The organism is Actinomyces oris, from assembly GCF_001553935.1.
GTDB classification, from domain to species: domain Bacteria; phylum Actinomycetota; class Actinomycetes; order Actinomycetales; family Actinomycetaceae; genus Actinomyces; species Actinomyces oris_A.
Genome location: NZ_CP014232.1, coordinates 1,034,709 through 1,056,001, shown reverse-complemented (window position 1 = coordinate 1,056,001; position 21,293 = coordinate 1,034,709). Strand labels below are relative to the sequence as shown.

Annotated in this window: 20 protein-coding genes; 12 read left to right on the top strand and 8 right to left on the bottom strand. The window is 70.2% G+C overall.

What is annotated here, in order from left to right:
• Positions 1-10: 10 nt before the first annotated feature.
• Positions 11-736, bottom strand: coding sequence for a response regulator transcription factor (locus AXE84_RS04490; protein ID WP_060957005.1), 726 nt, complete (start codon positions 734-736; stop codon positions 11-13).
• Positions 737-1,000: 264 nt separating this feature from the next.
• Here AXE84_RS04490 and AXE84_RS04485 point away from each other — a divergent pair, with 264 nt between their 5' ends.
• On the top strand, positions 1,001-2,401 hold the full coding sequence (locus AXE84_RS04485) for a YcaO-like family protein (RefSeq protein ID WP_060957004.1): 1,401 nt from the start codon (positions 1,001-1,003) through the stop codon (positions 2,399-2,401).
• 26 nt (positions 2,402-2,427) lie between these two features.
• Here AXE84_RS04485 and AXE84_RS13445 read toward each other — a convergent pair whose 3' ends face one another.
• Positions 2,428-2,841: a hypothetical protein gene (locus tag AXE84_RS13445; RefSeq protein WP_335339260.1), complete on the bottom strand. Its 414-nt coding sequence runs from the start codon at positions 2,839-2,841 to the stop codon at positions 2,428-2,430.
• A gap of 71 nt (positions 2,842-2,912) precedes the next feature.
• On the opposite strand from AXE84_RS13445, the gene AXE84_RS13440 reads away from it, so the two are divergent.
• From AXE84_RS13440 to AXE84_RS04445, 8 genes are all read left to right on the top strand, one after another.
• On the top strand, positions 2,913-3,179 hold the full coding sequence (locus AXE84_RS13440; RefSeq protein ID WP_335339259.1) for a hypothetical protein: 267 nt from the start codon (positions 2,913-2,915) through the stop codon (positions 3,177-3,179).
• Between the two features lies 1 nt (position 3,180).
• Entirely contained in the window at positions 3,181-5,013 is a 1,833-nt protein-coding gene (locus AXE84_RS04475) for a hypothetical protein (protein ID WP_060957003.1), read from the top strand.
• The gene (locus tag AXE84_RS04470) at positions 5,003-5,740 is read left to right on the top strand and encodes a hypothetical protein (protein ID WP_060957002.1); all 738 of its coding nucleotides are present in this window, start codon (positions 5,003-5,005) and stop codon (positions 5,738-5,740) included. The genes AXE84_RS04475 and AXE84_RS04470 overlap by 11 nt, the downstream gene beginning before the upstream one ends.
• A gap of 207 nt (positions 5,741-5,947) precedes the next feature.
• Entirely contained in the window at positions 5,948-6,151 is a 204-nt protein-coding gene (locus AXE84_RS04465) for a thiocillin family RiPP (RefSeq protein WP_020992058.1), read from the top strand.
• 98 nt (positions 6,152-6,249) lie between these two features.
• Entirely contained in the window at positions 6,250-7,476 is a 1,227-nt protein-coding gene (locus AXE84_RS04460) for a PqqD family protein (RefSeq protein WP_060957001.1), read from the top strand.
• Positions 7,473-10,109, top strand: a complete 2,637-nt coding sequence (locus tag AXE84_RS04455) for a lantibiotic dehydratase (protein ID WP_081093061.1) — start codon at positions 7,473-7,475, stop codon at positions 10,107-10,109. The genes AXE84_RS04460 and AXE84_RS04455 overlap by 4 nt, the downstream gene beginning before the upstream one ends.
• Entirely contained in the window at positions 10,106-11,377 is a 1,272-nt protein-coding gene (locus AXE84_RS04450; RefSeq protein ID WP_060957000.1) for a thiopeptide-type bacteriocin biosynthesis protein, read from the top strand. The genes AXE84_RS04455 and AXE84_RS04450 overlap by 4 nt, the downstream gene beginning before the upstream one ends.
• Before the next feature lie 1,206 nt (positions 11,378-12,583).
• Positions 12,584-12,865 (top strand): hypothetical protein, encoded by a 282-nt coding sequence (locus tag AXE84_RS04445; protein WP_150116246.1) that lies wholly within the window; start codon positions 12,584-12,586, stop codon positions 12,863-12,865.
• A gap of 324 nt (positions 12,866-13,189) precedes the next feature.
• On the opposite strand, the gene AXE84_RS04440 is transcribed toward AXE84_RS04445, so the two are convergent.
• The 3 genes from AXE84_RS04440 to AXE84_RS04430 all read right to left on the bottom strand — a co-directional run bounded on the left by AXE84_RS04440 (position 13,190) and on the right by AXE84_RS04430 (position 16,961).
• Positions 13,190-14,890: an ATP-binding protein gene (locus tag AXE84_RS04440; RefSeq protein ID WP_060956998.1), complete on the bottom strand. Its 1,701-nt coding sequence runs from the start codon at positions 14,888-14,890 to the stop codon at positions 13,190-13,192.
• A 209-nt stretch (positions 14,891-15,099) separates the two neighbouring features.
• A complete protein-coding gene (purB, locus tag AXE84_RS04435) occupies positions 15,100-16,545 on the bottom strand; it encodes an adenylosuccinate lyase (RefSeq protein WP_060956997.1) in 1,446 nt (481 codons plus the stop codon).
• A gap of 5 nt (positions 16,546-16,550) precedes the next feature.
• Positions 16,551-16,961 carry a hypothetical protein gene (locus AXE84_RS04430; protein WP_060956996.1) on the bottom strand — a complete coding sequence of 137 codons (411 nt, stop codon included), beginning with the start codon at positions 16,959-16,961 and terminating at the stop codon, positions 16,551-16,553.
• 236 nt (positions 16,962-17,197) lie between these two features.
• Here AXE84_RS04430 and AXE84_RS12485 point away from each other — a divergent pair, with 236 nt between their 5' ends.
• From AXE84_RS12485 to AXE84_RS13220, 3 genes are all read left to right on the top strand, one after another.
• On the top strand, positions 17,198-17,416 hold the full coding sequence (locus AXE84_RS12485; protein ID WP_081093059.1) for a hypothetical protein: 219 nt from the start codon (positions 17,198-17,200) through the stop codon (positions 17,414-17,416).
• 271 nt (positions 17,417-17,687) lie between these two features.
• Complete coding sequence (locus AXE84_RS04425) at positions 17,688-18,062, top strand: nucleotidyltransferase family protein (protein WP_236750147.1); 375 nt, start codon at positions 17,688-17,690, stop codon at positions 18,060-18,062.
• Complete coding sequence (locus AXE84_RS13220; protein ID WP_060956994.1) at positions 18,059-18,448, top strand: hypothetical protein; 390 nt, start codon at positions 18,059-18,061, stop codon at positions 18,446-18,448. Before AXE84_RS04425 ends, AXE84_RS13220 begins: the two co-directional genes overlap by 4 nt.
• A 6-nt stretch (positions 18,449-18,454) precedes the next feature.
• Here the strand turns inward: AXE84_RS13220 and AXE84_RS04415 are convergent, their stop codons facing one another.
• The 3 genes from AXE84_RS04415 to AXE84_RS04405 form a co-directional block, all read right to left on the bottom strand.
• Entirely contained in the window at positions 18,455-18,826 is a 372-nt protein-coding gene (locus AXE84_RS04415) for a hypothetical protein (RefSeq protein WP_060956993.1), read from the bottom strand.
• A gap of 147 nt (positions 18,827-18,973) precedes the next feature.
• A complete protein-coding gene (locus AXE84_RS04410) occupies positions 18,974-19,732 on the bottom strand; it encodes a siderophore-interacting protein (RefSeq protein WP_060956992.1) in 759 nt (252 codons plus the stop codon).
• A 239-nt stretch (positions 19,733-19,971) separates the two neighbouring features.
• Positions 19,972-21,276 (bottom strand): aminopeptidase C, encoded by a 1,305-nt coding sequence (locus tag AXE84_RS04405; protein WP_060958152.1) that lies wholly within the window; start codon positions 21,274-21,276, stop codon positions 19,972-19,974.
• Positions 21,277-21,293: the final 17 nt, after the last annotated feature.

The window sequence follows — 21,293 nt, the reverse complement described above, 5'->3', positions numbered from 1 at the left end:
TGGTCGCGCCTCAGGGTGCGGCGGAGCCCGGGGTCGAGCCGCTCGGGGCGCTGGTGGCCGGGATGGTGATGGGGCTGTTGGAGGCGTAGCCGTGTTTGAAGGCCCACACCACGATCTCCAGGCGCGAGACCGTCCCCGTCTTATGGAACAGGCCGGTGATGTGGGACTTGACCGTTGCCTCGGCGATGGCCAGCAGGGAGGCGATCTTGCGGTTCGAGGCCCCCTCGCACAGGAGGCGGAGCACGTCGCGCTCCCGTTGAGAGAGGTGGACGCTGCCGTCCGCGCCGCGCACGGAGGCCAGGGCGTAGTCGATCAGGCGCGTCGTCGGCGTCGGGGCCACGACCTTCGCCCCGGAGTGGACCGTGCGCACCGCCGCGATGATCTCCTCGGCCGGTGCGCTCTTGAGCAGGAAGCCGCTGGCCCCGGCTCCTAGGCCCTGCAGGAGGTCCTCGTCGGTGTCCACCGTGGTCAGCAGGATGACCCGGGTCGACGGCGAGAGGCGGAGCACCTCCCGGGTCATCTCCACGCCGTCCATGTGCTCCATGTGGACATCGGTGATGAGGACGTCGACCTGATGGGACTGCACAAATCGCAGGACGGCGCGAGGTGAGCGCGTTGCGGTGAGGATCGTGAAGTCCTCGACGTCGGAGAAATAGGACTCCAGGTGGGCCAGGGCCATCGCGTCGTCGTCGACCAGGGCCAGGCCGACACAATCGGGAGAAATCTGGGAAGACATGAGTCTCCTTGGGCAGATGTGTGCAGTCCGCGATCAGTGGGGGGCGCGGTCTGCTGGGAACAGTGAACAAACTACCTGAAAAAAGATGATCGCCGTGTAAACACCCTCAGACGCGCCCCGACGAAAGGTGGAGGGAGCCATCCAAACGGCGAGGAAAGCAATAGATCAAAGGGCGATGCGAGGCCCCGTCGGATTCCGGCAGGCTCATGTCCAACGGCACTTCCCCAAGTGTGCCTCCTCTGTCGTTCCCAGGAAGGAGGGTCCGTGTATCGCTCTGCGCTCATTGAGGGCGTCGCGCCATCACTGGCTCGTGCTGCGTCACTCGAGTCTCCCTTCGGCCTGGTTTCCCGTTCCACCGAGCTGCCCCAAGCGGCCGGAGAGCCGGTCTTCGCGATCTGGACCGGTCTTCTGGGTGATCCCTCTGAGGCGCTGAGGTCACAGCGCACCTGGAATCACCGTGCCGAGGCGGGCAACTTCGACGGGGCCGGCGGGGCCATCGACGCCGATCGCGCCAGACACATCGCGATTGTGGAGACGATGGAGCGCTACTCCAGCTGCTCATGGACGGAGGAGGAGCTGGTGTGGGACACCCCCGCCGGTCTCGGCGAGGCCGCGATCGGACCGGAGCGCTGGCCGGCGTGCTCGGCCACCGAGCTGGCCGACCCCGACTGCGGGCTCATCGCCTCCGACCCCCGCGTCCCCCTGCGATGGGTGCGCGGCTGGTCCCTGACCCGAGGCCGTGAGGTCTTCGTCCCAGCGGTGCTGACATACCTCAACTTCCCGGTGCGCACCCCCTCCGAGCAGTTCGTCAACCCCATCTCCACCGGCACCGCCGCGCACTCCGACCTGCGCGAGGCGGTCCTGGGTGGCCTGCTCGAGGTCATCGAGCGCGACTCCATCGCCCTGACCTGGCTCCAGCGCCTACGCCTGCCCGCGGTCGCCGTCGACCCCACCACCCTGGGGGAGGAGGTCGCCGAGTACCACCGGGTCGGCACCTCCACCGAGCTGGAGACCCACCTGTTCGACGCCACCACCGATTACGGCGTCCCCACTCTCTACGCCGTCCAGACCTCCCAGGTCGACCCCGAGCTGGCCCAGGTGGTGGCCGCCACCTGCGACATCGACCCGCAGCGGGCGCTGGCCAAGATCTACCGCGAGCTCGCCTCCCTGCGCATCGCCCTGCGCAGCCACGCCCGTGGCCCGCGCGCCCAGGAGATCAAGGGGCAGGACCTCACCGTGGTTGGTGGCGCCCTGGCCGACGCCGAGCTGTCCATGCGCCACGTCTTCGACTTCCTCCTGGAGGGGGAGCGGCCCGTCCACGCCCTCGATGACATCGGCACCCTCCCGGAGTCCAGGCCCGGCGCTGGCAGCGGTGACAGCCCCGACGGCGCCGGCGGCAGTGCCGGCCCCGACCCGCTCGAGCAGGTCGTCACCAACCTGGAGCGGGCCGGCGCCGAGGCCATCGTCGTCGACATCACCACCGACGAGGCCCGCCAGGTCGGCATGCATGTCATCAAGGCCCTCATCCCCGAGGCCATGCCCCTGTCCTTCAGCCACCGCGCCCGCTACCTGGCCACGCCCCGCCTCTATCAGGCGCCCCGAGCCATGGGCCTGACCGTCCACGACGAGGCGGGGATCAACCCCGTCCGCCAGCCCTTCGCCTGAGCCCGATGTCCGCATACCCGTCCACCTCACTGACCGACACCCAGGAGCCCCGACCCGACATGAGCACGACGCCGCCCGCACCGGCCGCACTGCCGGCACAGCACCCGGCGCCGCAGGCCCCCACGGGGCCGGTGACGGCCTACCTGCCCCAGGGCGGGTTCGCGCGCGCCGTCGCCACGCGCCTGGCCGGGCCCGGCGACGTCGTCATCCCGGTCGACCAGGGGCTGGTCAGCGCCTACATCCCCTACGCCGACCGCGCGGTCCTCATCGCCGACCCCGACCAGACCGGCCTGCGCGAGGACCTCGACACCCTGTCCTTCACCCGGGGGATGCCCTCCCTGGGCCTGGAGCTCTTCCCCACCGAGCTGCGCTGCGGGCCGCTCGTGGTCCCCGGCCGCAGCGCCTGCTACCGCTGCTACGACCGGCGTCGCCGCCAGCATGGCTACCGCCCCCTGCCCCCGAGGTCGCCTCCGAACACGGCCCGCTGGAGCAGGCCTACGCCCACCACCATGTGCTCCTGGGCGCCGGCCTCATCTCCCTGGCCCTGCAGACCCTCGACGCCCCCGGCCCCCAGGACCCGGCCACGACAGACTCCGACGACGTCGCCCCGATCGGCGGCCGGGTGTGGACCATCGACCTCGTCTCCGGCATCACCACCTGCTCGCCGACCGTGGCCGTGGACCGCTGCGAGACCTGCTCGGGCCGCTACGAGGGCCGCCGCGACGGCCTGCCCGCGCTCGCGGCCCTCCTGCCCGAGCGGCGTGGGGAGGTGGCCTGAGATGGCCGGGGACGCCACAGGCTCCGTCATGCGCGCCGGCGACGTCGGCCGCGCCGCCCGCCGCGACCTGCAGTTCCGTATCCCCCGCAAGCCCGTGGTACGCCTGGGCCTGCGCGCCCGGCCCGAGGAGACCGGCTGGATCATCGACGGTGCCCGCAAGAGCCAGGTCCTGGGTGGGGCCTTCGCCCGCGAGCACATGGGCGCCCTGCTCCAGGCCTGCGACGGCACCCGCACCCTCGAGGAGATCGGCGAGGTCACCGGCGTCGGCCCCCAGGCCGCCTTCGAGGCCGTTTCCCTGCTGTGGACCGGCGGCATCGTCGAGGAGGGCGACACCGAGCCCGCCCCCGTTGACCCGCCGCCCGAGCTGGCCCGTCTGCTCTCCCGCCTGGGCGACTCCACCGGCGTCAACGACTCCTGGCAGGACGCCGCCCGCCGCCTGGCCGCCGCCCGGGTCGCCGTCGTGGGGGACGCCGAGCTGGCCGGGGAGATGGTCGCGGCCCTGGAGCCCACCCTGCCTGAGGTGCGGCTCGACAGCGCCCCCCGCCGCGGGGACACCCTCACCGTCCTGGTCGAGACCGCCGACTCCACGGCCCGCTCCCAGGAGGTGGCGCGCCGCTGCCGGGAGGAGGGCATCGCGCTGCTGCGGGTGCGTGCCGAGCAGGAGGCGGTGACGGTCGGCCCCTATGTCGATGAGTCCTTCTCGCCCTGCCTGGCCTGCGCCTGCGCCGACGAGCCCGAGATCGGCCCTCGCCCCGAGGCAGCCCGCCACGACATCATCGTCGGCCTGGCCGCCCGGGCCGTGGCCGCCCTCCTCGCCCGCGCCACCGTCACCCACCTGCCCGGGGACGCGCGGCGCACCGAGCTGGCCACCTTCACCTACTCCGACCGCCCGGTCGTCTCCCGCCCCGGCTGCCCCGTCTGCTCGGTGGCCGGGGCCGGCGAGGAGCCGGTGCCGGTGGCGCCCTCGGCCCCCGTAGGGGCCCGCTACGAGCAGTCCGTGGCCATCCCGCCGGCCGCCTTCGTCGACTCCAAGGGCCACCAGCAGCACTACAAGCCCTCCAACCTGCGCCTCCAGCGCGAGTTCCGCGACTGGCCGGTCTGCCCGCGCACGCCCCTGCCGCCGGCCGACCTCGAGCGCCTCGACCAGCCCTGGCCGATTGCGCACCCGCTCACCGACGACGGCGCCGAGCCCGACGTCCTCGCCCGCCCCACCCTGAGCGAGCTCGCCACGATCCTGGCGCTGTCGGTTGGTGTGCGCGAGCCGCTCGGCGCCGAACCCACCGGTCCGGAGTCGGCCGAGGCCCCTCAGGCCCCGCTGAGCGCCAAGCTGCGCCGCTGGACGGCCGCCGGCGGCAACATCGGCTCGGTGACCGCCTACGTCCTCGTGCCCGAGCACGAGCAGAGCGGCCAGGAGGTCACGGTGGCGGCCGGGCAGCGGCTCGCCCCCGGCACCTACGTCTACATCGAGCGCGACCACGCCCTGGCCCTCATCGGCCCCGCCCCCTCGGCGGCTGACACCGGGACGGACGCAGGGACGGATGCAGCGACGGAGGCCGGGTCGGATCTCCCACCCGACGGCGTCGGCGCCCGGATCGTCCTGACCGGGAACGTGGACAAGGTGGCCCGCAAGTACTTCTCCTTCGCTCTGCGCATCGCGGTCCAGGACTGCGGCTGCTCCTTCGAGGTGCTCCGCCTGGTCGCCGAGGCCCTGGGGGTGCCGCTGCGCGCCCGGGCCCGCTGGGACGAGCAGCGCATCGCCCGGGCGCTGGGCACCGACCCGGCCCGGGAACCGGCCTGCATCGTCGTCGACCTGGGAGGCCGCCGTGCGCACTGACTTCGAGACGCTGCGCGAGCTCATCTCCGGCTTCTCCGCCGGATCGGACACTCGCCCCGCCGAGCCGACCTCCGACGGCCTGGCCGCGCGCCGCCCGCGTCCGCCGCTGGACTGCCGGGTGCCGGACGCGCTCGTTCCCGGCCCCCAGGCCCCCTACCCCCACAGCCTGCACGAGACCTTCGAGCGCCGCTCGTCGTCGACCAGCTACGGCACCGAGCCGCTCGAGGCCGAGGCCCTCCTGGGCATGGTCCGTGACGCCCTGGCCGACGACGCGCGCACCTGGGGGGCGGACGCGGCGGCCTGCCCCCTGGAGCCCTTCGTGCTCCTGCTGCGCCCGCGCGGCGCCGAGCCCGGCATCCACCGGGTACGGCTCGACGGCGTCGACCTCGTCCGCCCCCTGCCACCGGCCGAGGAGATCGAGGGCATGGCGGTGCAGAAGGAGTTCGCCCGCGCCGGGGCCATCGTCTCGGTGGCCGCCAACCTCGATGAGGCCGACGCCTGGGGCGGGGCCGCCGGCTACCGCTTCACCATGAGCCGCAGCGCCGCCCTCATCTACTCGCTGCACCTGCGCGCCGCCGCTCGGGGACTGGTGGGGACGGTCTTCGCCGGCTTCGCCACCTCGGCGGTGCGCCACCTGCTGGACTCCGACGGCGTCAGCCGCCACCAGATGTTCGCCGTCACCATCGCCAGTCCGCAGACAGAACCGCCAGGTCAGGCGGCCGGCTAGTCCCGGCCTGCCCGCAGCGAGCGCCGTCGGCCCACCTGCTGGTCCACCACCGGCCAGACGGACCCAGAACTGCATACCGCGTCACAGAGTTCCACAGACCACCCCGTTCGCGGGGTTGGGGCCCGGTCCCGGCAGACCGGACCCCCGGGGCCCGAACGGGCCCCGCTCCTGCCCACCAGACATCTGAGAGAAGGAGGTGAACAGCATATGACGAACAGCTCGATTGATCTCACCCTCGCCGACAGTGACTTCGGCGTCGAGGAGCTGCCCGAGGGCAACGCCCTGGGTTGTGCCTTCAGCAGCGCCAGCGCGTCCTGTCCGGCCAGCGCCGCCTCGGCCTCGTGCCCGGCCAGCGCGGCCTCGGCCTCGTGCCCGGCCTGCGCCGCCAGCGCGTCGACGACGTCCTGCTGACGACCCCATGGTGGCGGGCAGGGGACCGGGGTCCCCTGCCCGCCACTGGCGGTACCCCGGATGCCCGCGAACCGACCGGAGGGAGCCACGAGCCCACGATGAGCACGGTGATGAGTACGGCGAGGACAACGCCGACGATCCCTGGTAGCCGCCCGACGAGCCCGATCCCGCGCCTGCGCCGCGGGGTGAGCCTCATCGTCGGGATGGACAACCAGCCGATGCTGTTCGACTCCGACTCGGGCAAGTACCACCGGCTCGGCGCGGCCGCCGCCTTCATCGTGGGCCAGTTCGACGGGGTGCGCCCTCTGCCGACCATCATTGAGGAGCTCCCCCAGGACATCGACGAGGCGGGTGCCAAGCGCATCACGGGCCTGGTCGACAACCTGCGCGACAAGGGCCTCCTGGCGGGCGGCGACCCCGCCTCCGCCGCCCCCGACGCTTCGGCGGCCCCGGCGCGCACCAGGCGCAGCCGCGGACGCCACACCGCCCAGCCCCGCCGGGCCCGCCACCTCAAGGTCGAGAGGCCCCGCCGCAGCGGGGGCTGGTGGTTGCCCCGCATCATCATCGCCCGCAAGTACCACCGGATCGTCGCTCCGATCGTCACCCTGCTCCAGCGCCTGCCGGCCCCCGCGCTCAGCTGGGTCTTCCTGGCCCTGGCCGCCTGCGGGTACGCGGCCGGGGCCATGGCGCTCAGCTCCCTGGCCGGGGGACCCCGCCCGGGCCTCCTGGTCCTCGTCACGGCGGTGGCGATCCAGCTGGTGAGCATCCTGCTGCACGAGTCCTGGCACGCCATCGTCGCCGGATACCTGGGCACCCCCATCCGCGGATTGGGGGTGGCGCTCATGTTCTGGGCGATCCCCATCGCCTACGTCGACCGCACCGACTCCTACCGGGTGCGCTCCCGGCGCGGGCTGACCATGCTGGCCCTGGCGGGCATCTTCTCCGACGGCGTCGTCTGCGGACTGGAGGCGGCCGTCGCCTGGGCCTCGACGGGAACGGTGCGCCAGGTGGCCCTGACCCTGTGCGCCTTCCAGCTCACGATGCTCGTCACCAACCTCAACCCCCTCACCCAGTCCGACGGCGTCGCCGCGGTCGAGGCGGCCACCGGCTCGGTCAACCTGCGCGGGCGCTCCATGTTCGTGCTGCGCTGCGTCCTGAGGCGCCAGCCGCTGCCGCCGGCCCTGGCCGTCATGCGGCCCGCGGTGCGCTGGGGCTACTTCATCTACGGGCTGGCGTGCTCTCTTCTCGGACTGGTGGCCTTCGTCATGAGCGTTGTATGGATAGGCTACTGGCTGTACGCCCTCTTGAAAGGTTTCCTCCTATGACGCAGCCGGTTCTCTCTCGTGCCGGTGCCTCCCCCTCCCAACAGCCACAGCCGCAGCCCGTATCCGCCGTGACCCCCGGGGAGCCCATCCCATCCGCTCCGACCTCCGCCGTACCAGCGCCGGTACCGGCACCGGAGCCCCCGGCCCTGGCCCAGCCCGCCGTGGCCCTGCCGACCCTCGTGCGCCTGGGCGGGCTGCCGGTGCGGGCCGTCCCCGAGACCAGCGCCGCCGTCATCGGCACCCTGGACTACCTGCGTCGGCTCGACGAGGTGCTCGACGGCGCCGCCGACCAGCTGCTCGACCCGCTCTACGAGATCGTCCCCACCCTGGACAAGGCCGAGCGCCGCCCGGTCCTGCGCGCCAAGCGCTGCGTCTTCCAGGGGCGCGCCACCGACCTGTCCGAGGAGGTCCTGGCGGCCCTGCCCGCCGAGCTGCGCGCGCTGCTGGAGCGCTGGGACGCCCTGGTGGCCCGTAAGGAGGAGACCCGCGCCCGCCTGGCCGTCCTGGTCGACGTCGACCTGGACCGCAGCCGCGAGCTGCTGGCGGCCGGCCTCGACGAGCCCGGCTACCAGGAGGCCCTGGCGATCGCCGCCCCGGCCCTGGTCTCCACCCTGGCCGCCCGCGGCCGTCGGCTCGAGGACCCCCGCGTCCTGCGCACCCTCTACACCCTGGCCACCCGGGCCGCCCTCAAGACCAGCCCCTTCTCAGGACTGACCACCGTCAACGAGGCGGGCCAGCCCTCCACCGGGCGCAGCCACCGCATGGTGGCCACCCACCTGGCCTACCGCATCCTGAGCGCCACCGCCCAGGACCTGGCCGCCGACGGCGCCCTCTACCTCGAGCCCGCCCCCGTGCGCCGGTCCTACAGCGCCGCTCCCGGCCCGGACGCGGCCGGCGCCTACGGCCAGTACCCCTCCCGGGAGGTCGAGGCGGAGGCGCTGACCGTCGTCGGCGAGCACGAGTACGGCAACGGCATGGTCTTCCGCCAGGAGACCATCCAGCCCGCCCGTTGGCTCCAGGAGACCCACGACGCCCTCACCGGCGGCGGCATGCACGCCGTGCTCAGCGTGCGCGACGCCTGCGAGCGCGTGGGCGGCGCCGACCCGCGCCTGCGCCTGGAGCGGCTGCTGGCCTCCGGCGCCATCGTGCCGCACGTGCCCTGGTACCGCGGGGAGAACCCCTTCCCGCTGCTGGCCGCCTCGCTCTCACCGGAGCAGCAGCGCCAGTGGGGCAAGGACCTGGCCTGGCTGGCCCGGCTCGACGACGCCGTCGGCGCCGCCGACGGGCCCGGCCGCGCCGAGCTCCTCAACCGCACGGTGCGCCTGGCCGAGCGGGTCTTCCCCGACGGCGAGCTCGGCGAGAGGCCCAGCGGCTTCCTCTACGAGGACCGCGAGTCGCCCCGCAGCTGGGTCGACCCTCTCGAGGACGCCCCCTTCGAGCAGGACGTCAAGACCCTGGGTGAGCTTGCCGACCCCTGGGTGGCCCGCTCCCACATCTACGACCTCATGGTGGCCCGCTTCGTCTCCCTGTTCGGCAACGGCGGGGTGTGCAAGGACCCGCTGGCCTTCTTCATGACCATCGCCCACGCCCCCGACGGCGACCAGGAGATGCTGCGCGCCGCCGGGCTCGACTACGCCGCCGGCCCCGACGAGGAGCGGGCCGCCCTGTCCGGTGGGCTCTCCGGCTCTCCCAGGCACCTGGGCGCCTTCCTCCAGCCGGTGGCCCCCAGCGCCCGGACCTACGCCGCCGGCGGGGGCCTGACCGTCGTCAACGCCTTCACCAACGCCAACGGCTCCCTCCAGGCCCGCTTCCACCGGCTCCTGGGCTCCGGTTTCCGGGAGCGCCTGGCCACACGGATTCGCACCTCCTGGGGCACCGAGCGGGTCCTGGAGATCCAGGCCAGCACCGAGTGCAACACCGGTCAGGCCGTCTCCTGCGGGCTCCTGCCGCCGCTGGGGCTGCCCGGTGAGCCGGGGGCGCCGGAGGCGGTCCCCCTCAGCTCCCTGCGGCTCGTCCACGACCCGGCCACGAGCACCCTGTTCCTGGCCGATGACGCCGGGCCCGTTGGGCTGGCCTACCTGGGCCTGACCCCCCAGTACCTCCTGGGCGGCTACCTGTCCTGGCTGGTGCTGCTGAGCGACCCCTGGTCCCGGCTGCCCCCCTTCGCGGACCACTGGACCAGCCGCCGTCGGGACCTGAACGGGCCCCTGCCCGACGAGGTGATGCACTCCGAGCGGACCGTGGCCGGCCGTCTGGTGACCCGCCGCGAGTCCTGGACCTTCCCGGCCCACCAGATCGCCCCGCTCATGGACCGCGACCTGACCACGACCCTGCTGCACATGGACGACCTGCGCAAGCAGTGGGGCATACCCACGGAGGTGTTCGTCCACCAGCACATGCCCTCCCAGGGCGCCACCTTCGACCAGCACAAGCCCCGCTACGTGGACCTCACCTCACCGGTGTCGCTGCTGGCGCTGCGCGGCTGGATCGACCCCGGCGCCGCCCACATCAGCTTCGTCGAGGCCCTGCCGGCCCGCGGCGAGGCCCTGGGGCTCACCCAGGATGGTGAGCCGACGGTGGCCGAGTACCTGGTGGGACTCCAGTGGCCCAAGAACCTGGGAGGCATGGCATGAGCACGCACGACGACGTCCAGTCCAGCCGGCGCGAGCAGCGCAACCAGCCCAGCCGGCTCATCCGCTCCCGCAGGCTGCGCTGGCTCGGGGGGCGCTCGCGGGCCAGTGAGCAGGCGGAGCGCACCGGGCCGGCGAGCCAGGTGGGCCAGGCGAGCCAGGTGGGCCAGATGGATCAGGTGGGCCAAGTGGGCCAGGTGGGCCAGGGTGGCCAGCCCAGTCAGGGCGGTCAGGGCGGTCAGGCCGGAATGGTTGGCCTGGGGGGCGCGACGTCGCAGGATGGCGGCTCGATCCCAGGGATCCAGCCCCTGGAGATGGCGGCCGCCGACTTCGGCAACCTGCGCGCCCAGCACAGCGCGACGCGTCAGCGGGGCGCGGCGATGGCCGGTCAGCGTGAGGGCGTCGGCTGGCTGTATGCGCGGATCTACTGCGCCGGCGGGGACGACACCGACGCCCTGCTGCCCGAGGTCGCCCAGTGGCTGGATCGGGCCCGCGGCCAGTGGGACATCCGCTCGGCGCACTTCCTGCGCTTCGTCGACCTGCGCGGCCACCACATCCGGCTGCGGCTCAAGGCCGTTGAGGGCGTCCTGGATGAGGCCTACGCGAGCATGCGCGAGCTGGGGGCCGTGGCTCAGCGGACCGAGGCGCGCACGGTCGAGCGCCTCGTCTCCGATCCGATGACCGGGGGGATCGGCGCCAGCCGGCCCGGCATCACCTTCGGCGTCTACGGCCCCGAGTACGACAAGTACGGGGGTGTGGCCGGTGTCGAGGAGGCCGAGCGGCACTTCTACGTCTCGAGCCGATGGTGCCTGGACCACCAGGTCTGGCAGATCCCGAGGCCGGTGCCGCGGGCGGCCCTGGCGGCGCGGTTCCTGGCGCTGGCGGCCCGCAGCGCGCCGCTGCCCGAGGCCGAGCTGCTCTCCGCCCACTTGCGGATGTGGGGCTCTCGGCTCCCCGCGCACCTGCGCGACGGCAGCGCCCTGGGGCCGATCGTTCAGCAGTTGCTGGAGGTCATCGAGTTCCAGTTCGATGAGATCCCGTCCTGGAGCCAGGCGGCGGCTGCCGTGGGTGAGCTGGCCGACGACGCCGGGCGCGCCATCGGCGTCATGGGGGCGGGCACCGGCGGGCGCCGGGCCCTGGACCTGCTGCACATCGACGTCAACCGGCTCGGCCTCAACCCGGCCGAGGAGTGCATCGCCGGGCTGTGCGCCCGCCAGCTCCTGACCGGGGGCGCCGTACCCCCGGCCCAGCCCTCAGCCGCCGTCGGGTAGCCGGGCGCCGCCTGGCCCCGGAACCTGGAACGCGCCGAAGTGTCCACGAGAAGGCCCCGATTGTCGATGAAGGGCCCGAAAGTGTCCATGAAGTGTCGATGAAGTGTTCATGAAAGGCCGTGGAGTGTCGATGAAGGACCGGAAGTGTCCACGGTGCTGACATTAACCCCGTACCGGCGCCGCTCGCCGAGAAGAAACCGCGGGATTTCAACGATCTGTGTCGGGCGCTTCGAGGGCTGGCGCGCTAATGTCAGTGCTGTGGACACGTGGCTGTGTGGGGAGTGGGTCCGCCAGGGTCTTGGCGGCGCATCCAGGTTCTTTCACCTCGGGGGCAATCCCACTGGTCCCTGCCTGGCCCCTTCAGGTGCTCGCGCAGGGGCCCCAGAAGTTATGGTTCGACGATGACCTGGGCAGGGTCCACTTTAGAGCGGCCTACTGCACGAGGGTGGGGGTGTATTGGTCGGGGGTTGTGCGTACTGCACGAATCCCCGGACCCTGTGGAGTACACCCGACCCTCTGCCAGTGGATCCCGACCCTCGTGCAGTTCGGGTGGTGTCAGGTCTGATAGTCGGGCTGAGGCTCTGATCGAGCCTGCCTCTCGCCCAGGCGCACCCTGCACACCCGAGCCAGCCTGCTCGTCGACACCCAGGCCAGGCGTCTCGAGGTTCTGCTCGCCGGTGAGCACCACACTCCGGTCCAGGCCTCCGGGGGCGTCTACCAGCGCCTGATCCAGACCTACGGGGCTGACTGCCCGGGCTTGGGAAAGTACCTGATGCAACAGGCCGTCCCCAACAGGTTGGGGAGATCACGGCCCCGGCCAGCACCGGGCAACCCACTTATCGTGCGCACCACGGCCCACGAGTTTTGCGGGCATTTTTCAGTGAGGTAATGAATCCCCTTCGCGGGCACTCCAGATGAGTCTTGTCGGCCACTTCCTCCGGTCCCCGACTTCCTGATTTGCCGGGGCGATCTTGATCGGCTTTTGGGTCTCAGTTCGACGTGATCTGTGCTATTCTGATAAGTGATGTCTCATCGGCGCTTCCCTCTGATGCTGGCCTAGAGTTGATGTCGAGCGGCTCTCCCTCTCATGTCAGCGTCATGCTCGCAATGGTCGTCAGTCGCATGGATAATCGATGGAAGTTGAGTTTCTGCGATGATCCTTCGGTACAGAGGTGTCTAGCGCCCTTCTAGACAGGAGTATTTTCTATGAATGAATCTGCCGGTTCTGGGAATTCTGTTCGTGTGAGGACAATCGTTGGGCTTGTCGTCGGTGCTACCGCTACAGCTGCGGCCGGTATTCTTGTCGCTGTCGATGACGGGCATGTGCTGGCCGCCCGGATGTTGGCTGCCGTCGGAATGGTTGCTGCGTTGCTTGGTGCCGTCGGCTCAATTCGATCTTCCGGGACGGGGGCTAAGGCGATGTTCGCGATAGTGTCCGTTCTCCTGTTTGTGGCATCGTCGACGGTCTACGGTTTGACCTGGAGTTGAGTGAATTATTCTGGATGCGATGCCTCGCGCGTTCTCAATCTATAGAGACAGGACATTCGCTCATGCAAGAATTTCCTCTGGTTAGCTTTGTGCATCGTGGGGAAGTCGAATCGCGCTGGGTGTGGTGGAGACGGCGATGATCGGAGGGATCGCTGCCTTACGGTTCGGGCGTACTCCATGAGCCGGGGATCTTCTGTGCTGTCTGTGCCAGGCGCTTCGACGGCTGGCGCGCTAATGTCAGCGCTGTGGACACTGGGTCAGTGTTGGACCTGCCCGCGGGCCCTCAGTCGTCCAGGTGGGAGATGACTTTGGCGGGCCCGCCCATCAGGCGCGGCGGTACGTGGTGGTGGTGTCACCTCGACGGCCATCTTTCTCAACGAATCCGGCCTCCTCGAGATGTTTGAGCGCGTACGTCACCTGGCGCGGTGACAGGCCTGTGGCCTCGACGATCTGCTGGCGCGTGCGCGGCCCGTCCTCGAGGCTGGCCCAGACGGCGGGCGTGTTGGTGGACAGGGCGGAGATCTCGGTGGGAACAGTGATGTCTGTGGTGCCGGAAGTCGGTCGAGTGCGGTTGGCGGCCAGGACGTAGGAGGTGGAGCCGCGTTGTCCTTGGGCCTCGGCGTAGCCCCGGTTCACCAGCTCCTGGAGCTGACGACGGGCCTGCTGGGAGTCGCAGCCGAAGCGACGGCGATAGGAGGAGTTCGTCCACGACTTTCCGTGCCGCATCTCGACCAGTGCGTGGCGCTGCTCGATGCCGAGGCCCTGGGCTTCAAGGCCGGACAACCAGGTGAGATCCTCAGGTGAGAGGAGCGCGCTTCGGGGAAGCAGAGCCGTGAAGCGCACGCCGGTGTCCTGAAAGCGGACGGGTTCCATGTCTGCCTCTCGCAGGGCGCGACGGACCTCCCGAATACCGGAGCCCAAGCCTTCGATCACGCGCCGTCCCTCGTGGTCCGTGGCGAAGGTGCAGATGGTGTAGAGGTGCTCGTTGACCGCAGACTTCCCGTCGCGTGTGCCGAGCTGATCCACGCTCAGCCCCCACAGGCCACCTGGGCTGGAGATGACGAGGCGGTCGTGCAGCAGACGAATCTCAATCCCCTTCGACAGCGCTGGCTCGGAGAGGTCTCGGTGGACGAGAGCGTTGGCGATGAGCTCACGAACCGCGACGAGCGGGAACTCGTGGACATCGCGGCCATGTCCGTCATCCCCGAACTGGATGCGTGTCTGCGTGGTGCGTGCGACCCAGTCGACGGCGTCGGCGAGCATCTGAGGCAGGGGGCCCGCGATCGTGAGCCGATCTGTTGCCCTGACCGCGTCATTCGTGTCGGTGACGGCGGCTGTGATGGACAGGCCGGGGAACTGCCTTTGGGGATAACGGCCCAGCGCGTACAGCCCTGCCCGGGTAGCCTCTCCGTCCTCGGTGAGGATGTTCAGGTTGAGGAGGACCTCGGTATCGGATTGTCCGCTGAGTGCGGTGGAGCCGGCACGAACCGCTCGGAGAAAGCGCTGAACCAGATCGTTGTCGAGGCTGTCGATGGAGGTGCCGGGAACGGCAACGGAGTCCTGCCGAGGACGTTGGTGGCGCAGAAGGAGCTGCTGCTCCTCCTGCTGCGACATGCGGTAGTCGCCGTCGTACTGGCGGAGGTACGCCGCCCCCGTCTCCCTCCACCGGCATGGCTTGCTGTTGACGGGAACTTCCTGCACGTTGGCGGCGACGACGGTCTTGCCCTCAACGGTGATGGCGTGCGTATCGACAGCAATCTCGGTGGAGAAGCCCTGACGAGCCTGGGAGATGAGGGCCTGCTGGAGCTCGTGCGGGTCCTGGACCCCGACGACGGCAACCGGATCCTCGCCGACGCCCAGGAGGATGGTGCCGCCTCCAGGAAGATTCGCGAAGGCCGACAGCGTGGGACCGAGGGCGTTGCGGGAGTACTCGGAGAATGTCTTCGCCTCGATCTCAAGGCAGTCGCCGCCCTCCAGTGCCAAACGAGCGAGGGCTTCCGTGAGGTCAGTCAGATCGACAATCACATGTCAATTGTACATGAAGTGTCGATGAAGGGTCCCAGAGTGTCCATGAAGTGTCGATGAGATGTTCATGAAGGGCCGTAGAGTGTTGATGAAGGGCCCGAAAGTGTCGATGAGCGACCATGAGTGTCGATGAAGGGCGTCATGTGTCCATGAAGGAGCCGACGCCCAGCCGACGGCTCCGGAGGCAGTGCGAACCTGCCCGCGGGCCCTCAGTCGTCCAGGTGGGAGACGAGCTCGGCGGCCAGACCCGTGTAGGTGGCGGGCGTCAGGGCCAGCAGCCGCGCCTCGACGTCGTCGGGCATGCCGAGCCCGGAGATGAACTCGCGCATGCCCTCGGGCGTGACCTTCTTGCCGCGGGTGAGCTCCTTGAGGCGCTCGTAGGGGTCGGCCATGCCGGTTGCCCCGGCGACGGCGGCCGCCCGCATCGCCTGCTGGACGGGCTCGCCGAGCACCTCCCAGGTCGCCTCGAGGTCCTCCTCCAGGCGGGCGCGGTCGACGTCGAGCCCGGCCAGGCCCTGGCGGATGTTGTCCACGGCCAGCAGCGAGTGCCCCAGGGCCACGCCCACGTTGCGCTGCGTGGTGGAGTCGGTGAGGTCGCGCTGGAGGCGGGAGGTGACGAGAGTGGCGGCCAGCGTGTCCAGCAGCGAGCAGGAGATCTCCAGGTTGGCCTCGCCGTTCTCGAAGCGGATCGGATTGACCTTGTGCGGCATGGTCGACGAGCCGGTGGAGCCCTGCGCGCTCAGGCGCTGGTGGAAGTAGCCCAGCGAGATGTAGGTCCACACGTCGGTGGCCAGGTTGTGGGCAATCCGGTTGAAGCGGGCGACGTCGGAGTAGAGCTCGGCCTGCCAGTCGTGGGACTCGATCTGCGTGGTCAGCGGGTTCCAGGTCAGGCCCAGGTGCTCCACGAATCCGCGCCCCACGGCCTGCCAGTCGGCGCCGGGCACGGAGATGACGTGCGCGCCGAAGGTGCCGGTGGCGCCGTTGATCTTGCCCAGGTACTCGGTGGCCTCGACGCGGCGCACCTGGCGGCGCAGCCGGTGGGCCAGGACCGCCAGTTCCTTGCCGAGCGTCGTGGGGGTGGCCGGCTGGCCGTGCGTGCGCGCCAGCATGGCGGCGTCGGCGTGCTCGTGGGCCATGGCGGCCAGGTCCTCGACCAGCCCGCGGGCGGCCGGCAGCCACACCTGCTCGACGGCGCCCCGGATCGTCAGGGCGTAAGAGAGGTTGTTGATGTCCTCGCTGGTGCAGAAGATGTGGACGATCTCGCCGACCGTGGGCAGCACGGTGGGGCCGCCGTCGGCGCCGACGACGCCGCGGGCCTGGGCGGCCGCGACCAGGCGCCGCTTGAGGAGGTACTCGACGGCCTTGACGTCGTGGCGGGTCTCGGCCTCGATGGCGCCGAGCTCGGCGATCTCCTCGGCCCCGAAGTCCTCGACGACGCCGCGCAAGTAGGCCTTCTCCGTCTCGCTCAGGCGGGGGGCGCCGGGCAGGACGCCGCCGTCGGTGAGGTGGATGAGCCACTCGACCTCGACCTGCAGGCGGGCCCGGTTGAGCGCGGCCTCGGAGAGGTGGTTGACCAGCGGGGCGGCGACGGCGCGGTAGCGGCCGTCCAGGGGGCCCAGGGCGATGGCGGGGGAGACTGCGGAGAGATCGACCATGCCGCTCATTGTGGCAGGTTGGCACCGATCTCTGCGAGTGGGGCCTCCTGGGTCGAGATGAGGACGGGCTGGGCCTCGGGGCGGCGTCGGCGGTAGGCGGTCACGACGACGAACAGCAGGATGCCGGCCGACGGCAGGTTGATGGCAGCGGCGGGCTCATGGCTGTAGAGGCCGTGGCCGAGCAGCGCGGCCGCCAGCCCCAGGCCGATGACGGCCAGCGCGAGGATCGAGGGACCCGGGATCCGCTGGGAGGGCTCGGCGCGCTGAACGTGCTGGGCTTGGAGGAGGATGAGACTGACTGTCAGCAGGCTCAGAGGCGTCAGGAGGGAGGTTTCCCAGCCGAACAGGCCGCCGCCGACCGTCAGGGCCAGGACGGTCGTGGCAAGCGTGAAGACGACTGGTGGGAGGAGTCGCATGGCAGATGACCTTCTAGGGCGGACATGGTGGGGAATGGTATGACCGGGCAAAATCCTGCCGGATCCTTGTGGCATTTTCAACAAGTGGTCCGTCGTCGTTGGCGGGGAGCACTCCCCGGTCGCCACCAGCCTATACGGCCCGCCGGCCCCGGAGCCGGGAAGTAAGTTCCGACCAGGGAGAATGTGATGCCTCTGTGATGCCTTGGGTGCTGTGCGGGTCAGTGGATAATGCGGTTATGACGACGGACCGGGTCCAGCACAGAGCGGCAGTCAGAGTTCTGGTGGAGCAGGACCTGGCCAGTGAGCAGATGCTGGCTCTCATGCGCGAGGCCGCGGGACTGCCCGACGCCGATGCCGTCGGCTTCTACCGGGCGCTCGACTTCGACATCGACCCTGCGCCGTCGGACCCGCGCTGGCCGGGGCGCCGCCGCTACCGATGCGTGCGGCGGTCCTGATTCCGAACGGCGCATGTCGAGGACTGCGTTTCGCGCCGAGGACGTACTTCTCCTCCAAACGACGCGGCTGGGCCCCCAGTCATCTGGGGGACAGCGCAGTCCTCGGCGCGAAAGTACGTCCTCGATCGACGTCGTCGAAGGTCCCGGGCGGCTGGTTGTGCCATATGCTGACCTCATGGGTCGCTTCCGTACTGATGACGCACCAGCACTCATTAGTGCTGCGCGTCTGGATGCAGGGCTCTCACGGGTTCAGTTGGCCCAGCGTGCTGGCTTGAACGAGTCGGTCTTGACGCAGGTGGAGTCCGGGGCGCGTGCGGTGTCCGACGAGCTGCTCGAGGTGGTGCTGCGTGCAGCCGGTTACCGACCGTCACTCCCGCTTGCCATGCAGGCCGACAAGATTCTCGCCTGCGCCGAGTCCCATGGCCTCAGCAACCTCCGCGTTTTCGGGTCGTCAGTCCGCGGGGAGGATGACTTCGACTCTGACATCGACCTTCTGGTCACGCCGTCGACCAGTACCGACCTGTTCGACCTTGCCCTGTTCGTCGATGACGTTGAGAGACTCACTGGGTTCCCGACCGACGTCGTTTCCGACTCCCCCCTACCTGTTCAGCTGACTGACGCCGCACGAGAGGCGGTGCCGCTGTGAACGAGGAGCGTCAACGGGCTCGCTTTACTCCGCGTACCAGGCAGGATGGGGCAAGGCGCCATGATCGTGAGAATCTGGACGCCGAGCTTGCGCTGATTCGTGACCGGATCGACGTCGTCATCGCGCACGGACGAGAAGAGTTTTACGACGGTGCTCAAGCCTATGACGTTGCCTGCATGGTGATCATCCGACTTGCCGCTCTGCTGGAGCGACCTGAGTTCATGCCTTACCTGGTGGCGATCTCCGAGGACGAACGCCGGGCCATTCGAACCACACGCAACATTGCGGCACACGCAGGCTATCGCTCGATGGATGACAGTCTTTTCTGGATGGCAATCACTCGGCGTGTTCCCGAGATCTTGGACCGGATCCACGCCGGTGGGTGACGGGCCCTATCGGGCCGAGGTCTTGCGCGCGGTGACCACGCGGGTCCGCCGGTCCCTCAGACTGCGCGCCAGGACGTAGCCCAGCAGGCCGAGCGCGGGCAGGGCGAGGAGCACGTCGACGTCGGACCGGTACAGGCCGCGCGCGACCATGAGCCCGGAGAGGATGACTCCGACAGCCCCCAGCAGCCGAACGCCCGACGGCGGCAGGCTGCGCTCGCCCGGACCCGAGTTCTGGGCTTGCAGCAGGATGAGGCCGAGCAGGAGCATGCACAGCGATGAGGTGAGGCTGTTGAGCTGCCACCCGAGCAGCAGGCTCCCGATCGAGTTGACCAGGACGGTCAGGGCAAGGACAACAATGGCGGGCTTGATGAGTCGCATGTCGAGCACCTCGGCGAACGGGTTGCGGTCGCGAACGTCCCCAGTCTAAGCCGGTGCCCTGGTCGGAGCCTGGCCGGTGGTGAGGGGGGAGTCGACGCCGGCCGGGCTCAGGGTTCAGGGCCCGGGTCGTGGGGCAGGGCTCAGACCTCAGTCCTCGGGGGTGGTGCCCATGGCGCGGCCGCGGGTCCAGTAGCCCTGGTGCTGGATGCTGCGCCGGCTCAGACCGGAGGCGATCAGGTGGCGCCGCACCGCCTTGGTGGCGCTGGTCTCCAAGGCGATGAACACCCAGTCCAGGGCCAGGTCCCCGGTGTCCGCCCACAGGGTGCGGTCGACGGCGGCCAGCAGCTTCTCCTCGGAGATCCCGGGATTGACGCGGATGAGCCGATGGTCGCGCGCGGCCAAGGGCAGGAAGCCGGCCTCGGGCGCCATCATGACGACGGTGGCCAGGCTGCTCGGCGGGGCGGCGGCGACGGCGTCGGCGAGTGCTGGCGCGGAGGCCTGGTCGCCCACTAGCAGCATCTTGTCGCCGGGGGAGGGCAGGCGGTAGCTGGTGCCGCCCATGACCTGGACGGACACGGTGGCTCCCGGCTTGACCCGCTTCGACCAGCGCGACGCCGGGCCTGCGGGCTCATGGTGCAGGACCAGGATGATGGCGGTGGCCTGCTCGCGGTTGACACGGGTGATGGTGTAGGCGCGCTGGTGCTGGCGGCCGCCCTGCGGGATCCACATGCGCACCCAGGCGGTGGGCGGCAGCATGGCGGCGCCGGTGCCCAGCAGGCTCGGACAGTGAACAGTCAGCTCCGTGTAGGGCGCCAGCTCGCGCACTGCAGTGATCGTGAGCTTGTGCTCAGGCGCCCGCAGCGCCTTGAGCACTGTGCCTTGGAATCCCCTCCCACCACGTGCCATCTGCGTGTCCGCCTCCCGGTCGTCTGATCTCGTGCTCAGGCGAACCATAACCGGAATGATTGAAGGCTTGCTTAGGACCTGCTGCTGAGAACACAGGAGAAAATGCCGAAAGAATTCCGGCGATGGGTGGGTGCTGGACGGGGTAGTGCCTGGCGGGCCCGGGCGGCCGCGGTGGCCGGGACGGCCGGGAGCGGGGCGTCGTCGAGCTGCCTGCGCCGGCCAGGGCCTGCCCCGCCGCCTCAGGCCATTGGGTCCCAGCTGGGCAGCATGACGGGCTCGGTCTCCAGGGCGGCGCGGACCTCCTCCGGCAGGCGGCTCGCACGCACCACGATCTCGAAGACGTACTCGTCGAACCAGGAGTCGCTCATCGTGTGGAAGCCCTTGTCCCCGAACTTGTCGCCCCAGGAGTTCTCCACCCGCCAGCGCCGCGGGGCGCCGTCGACCAGGTCGACGCCGGTCAGGCACATGGCGTGGGTGAGCGCCGACTCGCGCGCCACCAGCCGCTCGGCCTTGGTCATCGACAGGTCCACCCCGTACAGGCCCTCGTAGTCGTGCAGGGTGGCGTCCCAGATTCCGGCCTTCTTGTCCCGCTGCTTGGCGACGTCGCAGGCGAACCACACCGGCTCGCCGTCCTGGATCGCGGCGATCGCGGCGGCCTTGAGCACCTCGAGCTCGGCGGTGACGTGATCCTGGACCGGTTCGCCCACCATGACGTCGCTGCGGCCCATGCCGTAGCGCGTGTTGACCGCGATCTCCGGGCGCGGGTCGTGGGCCACGACCACGAACTCCTCCACCCCGGTGACATAGCGCTGCGCGAACTGTCGCGGCGTGAGCGTCCCGACCCGGTGGAATTCCTTGTTCTTATCGCGGTACTGCCATACGAACTCCTCGGGCGGGGTCCCCAGATGGATGCACAGCATCCGGTGAACCTGCTCCAGGGCCGTGCGCCGCAGCGGCTCAGGGTCGACGCCGTCGGCCACCGCGGCCCGCAGCCGCAGGGCCGTGCGCCGCAGCAGCGTGGCCAGGTGCTCGTTCATCGCCTCAGAGTTACCGGCCGAGACCGTGTCCGGCATGGCGTAGGCCGGGACGATCCCGTACTTGGCCACCAAACGCGCGAACTCCGGCCACCAGCCGCCGTCGGGAATGGGGGAGTACAGGGAGTCGACGACCTCGCGGTCATCCAGGGGGCGGTCCGCCTCGGCGATGACGCGCGTGAGGAAGGCGTTGGCCTTCTCCAGCTTGTCGTAGAAGAAGGGGAAGGCCTGGCTCAGCTCCAGGGAGTCGAGCTCGAGCTCCTTGAGCATGGAGGCGCGCAGCACGTTGAGGCCGGCGAAGGCCCAGCAGCGCCCCGACTGCTTCTGGTCGGTGATCGAGGCGTCCGGGACGAGGTCGGACACGGAGGTGTCGATGGCGGTCACCGTGGTCCGGTCCAGGGAGACCTGCTCCACGTCCGTGGTGGCGACGGCGTTGCCGGCCAGGCGGGCGGCGGGGTCGGCGAGGAAGGCGGCATTGCGCTGGGCGACCCAGGAGGTGTCGATTGTCATGGGCAGAGGATAGATCG

Coding starts and splice junctions, on each gene's coding strand:
- AXE84_RS04415 (WP_060956993.1), bottom strand. CDS start 18,826: ATGCGACTCATCAAGCCCGCCATTGTTGTCCTTGCCCTGACCGTCCTG.
- AXE84_RS04490 (WP_060957005.1), bottom strand. CDS start 736: ATGTCTTCCCAGATTTCTCCCGATTGTGTCGGCCTGGCCCTGGTCGAC.
- AXE84_RS04475 (WP_060957003.1), top strand. CDS start 3,181: ATGGCCGGGGACGCCACAGGCTCCGTCATGCGCGCCGGCGACGTCGGC.
- AXE84_RS13445 (WP_335339260.1), bottom strand. CDS start 2,841: ATGCTGGCGGCGACGCCGGTCGTAGCAGCGGTAGCAGGCGCTGCGGCC.
- AXE84_RS04455 (WP_081093061.1), top strand. CDS start 7,473: ATGACGCAGCCGGTTCTCTCTCGTGCCGGTGCCTCCCCCTCCCAACAG.
- AXE84_RS04410 (WP_060956992.1), bottom strand. CDS start 19,732: ATGGCACGTGGTGGGAGGGGATTCCAAGGCACAGTGCTCAAGGCGCTG.
- purB (WP_060956997.1), bottom strand. CDS start 16,545: ATGGTCGATCTCTCCGCAGTCTCCCCCGCCATCGCCCTGGGCCCCCTG.
- AXE84_RS04445 (WP_150116246.1), top strand. CDS start 12,584: ATGAATGAATCTGCCGGTTCTGGGAATTCTGTTCGTGTGAGGACAATC.
- AXE84_RS04405 (WP_060958152.1), bottom strand. CDS start 21,276: ATGACAATCGACACCTCCTGGGTCGCCCAGCGCAATGCCGCCTTCCTC.
- AXE84_RS04465 (WP_020992058.1), top strand. CDS start 5,948: ATGACGAACAGCTCGATTGATCTCACCCTCGCCGACAGTGACTTCGGC.
- AXE84_RS12485 (WP_081093059.1), top strand. CDS start 17,198: ATGACGACGGACCGGGTCCAGCACAGAGCGGCAGTCAGAGTTCTGGTG.
- AXE84_RS04460 (WP_060957001.1), top strand. CDS start 6,250: ATGAGCACGGTGATGAGTACGGCGAGGACAACGCCGACGATCCCTGGT.
- AXE84_RS04450 (WP_060957000.1), top strand. CDS start 10,106: ATGAGCACGCACGACGACGTCCAGTCCAGCCGGCGCGAGCAGCGCAAC.
- AXE84_RS04430 (WP_060956996.1), bottom strand. CDS start 16,961: ATGCGACTCCTCCCACCAGTCGTCTTCACGCTTGCCACGACCGTCCTG.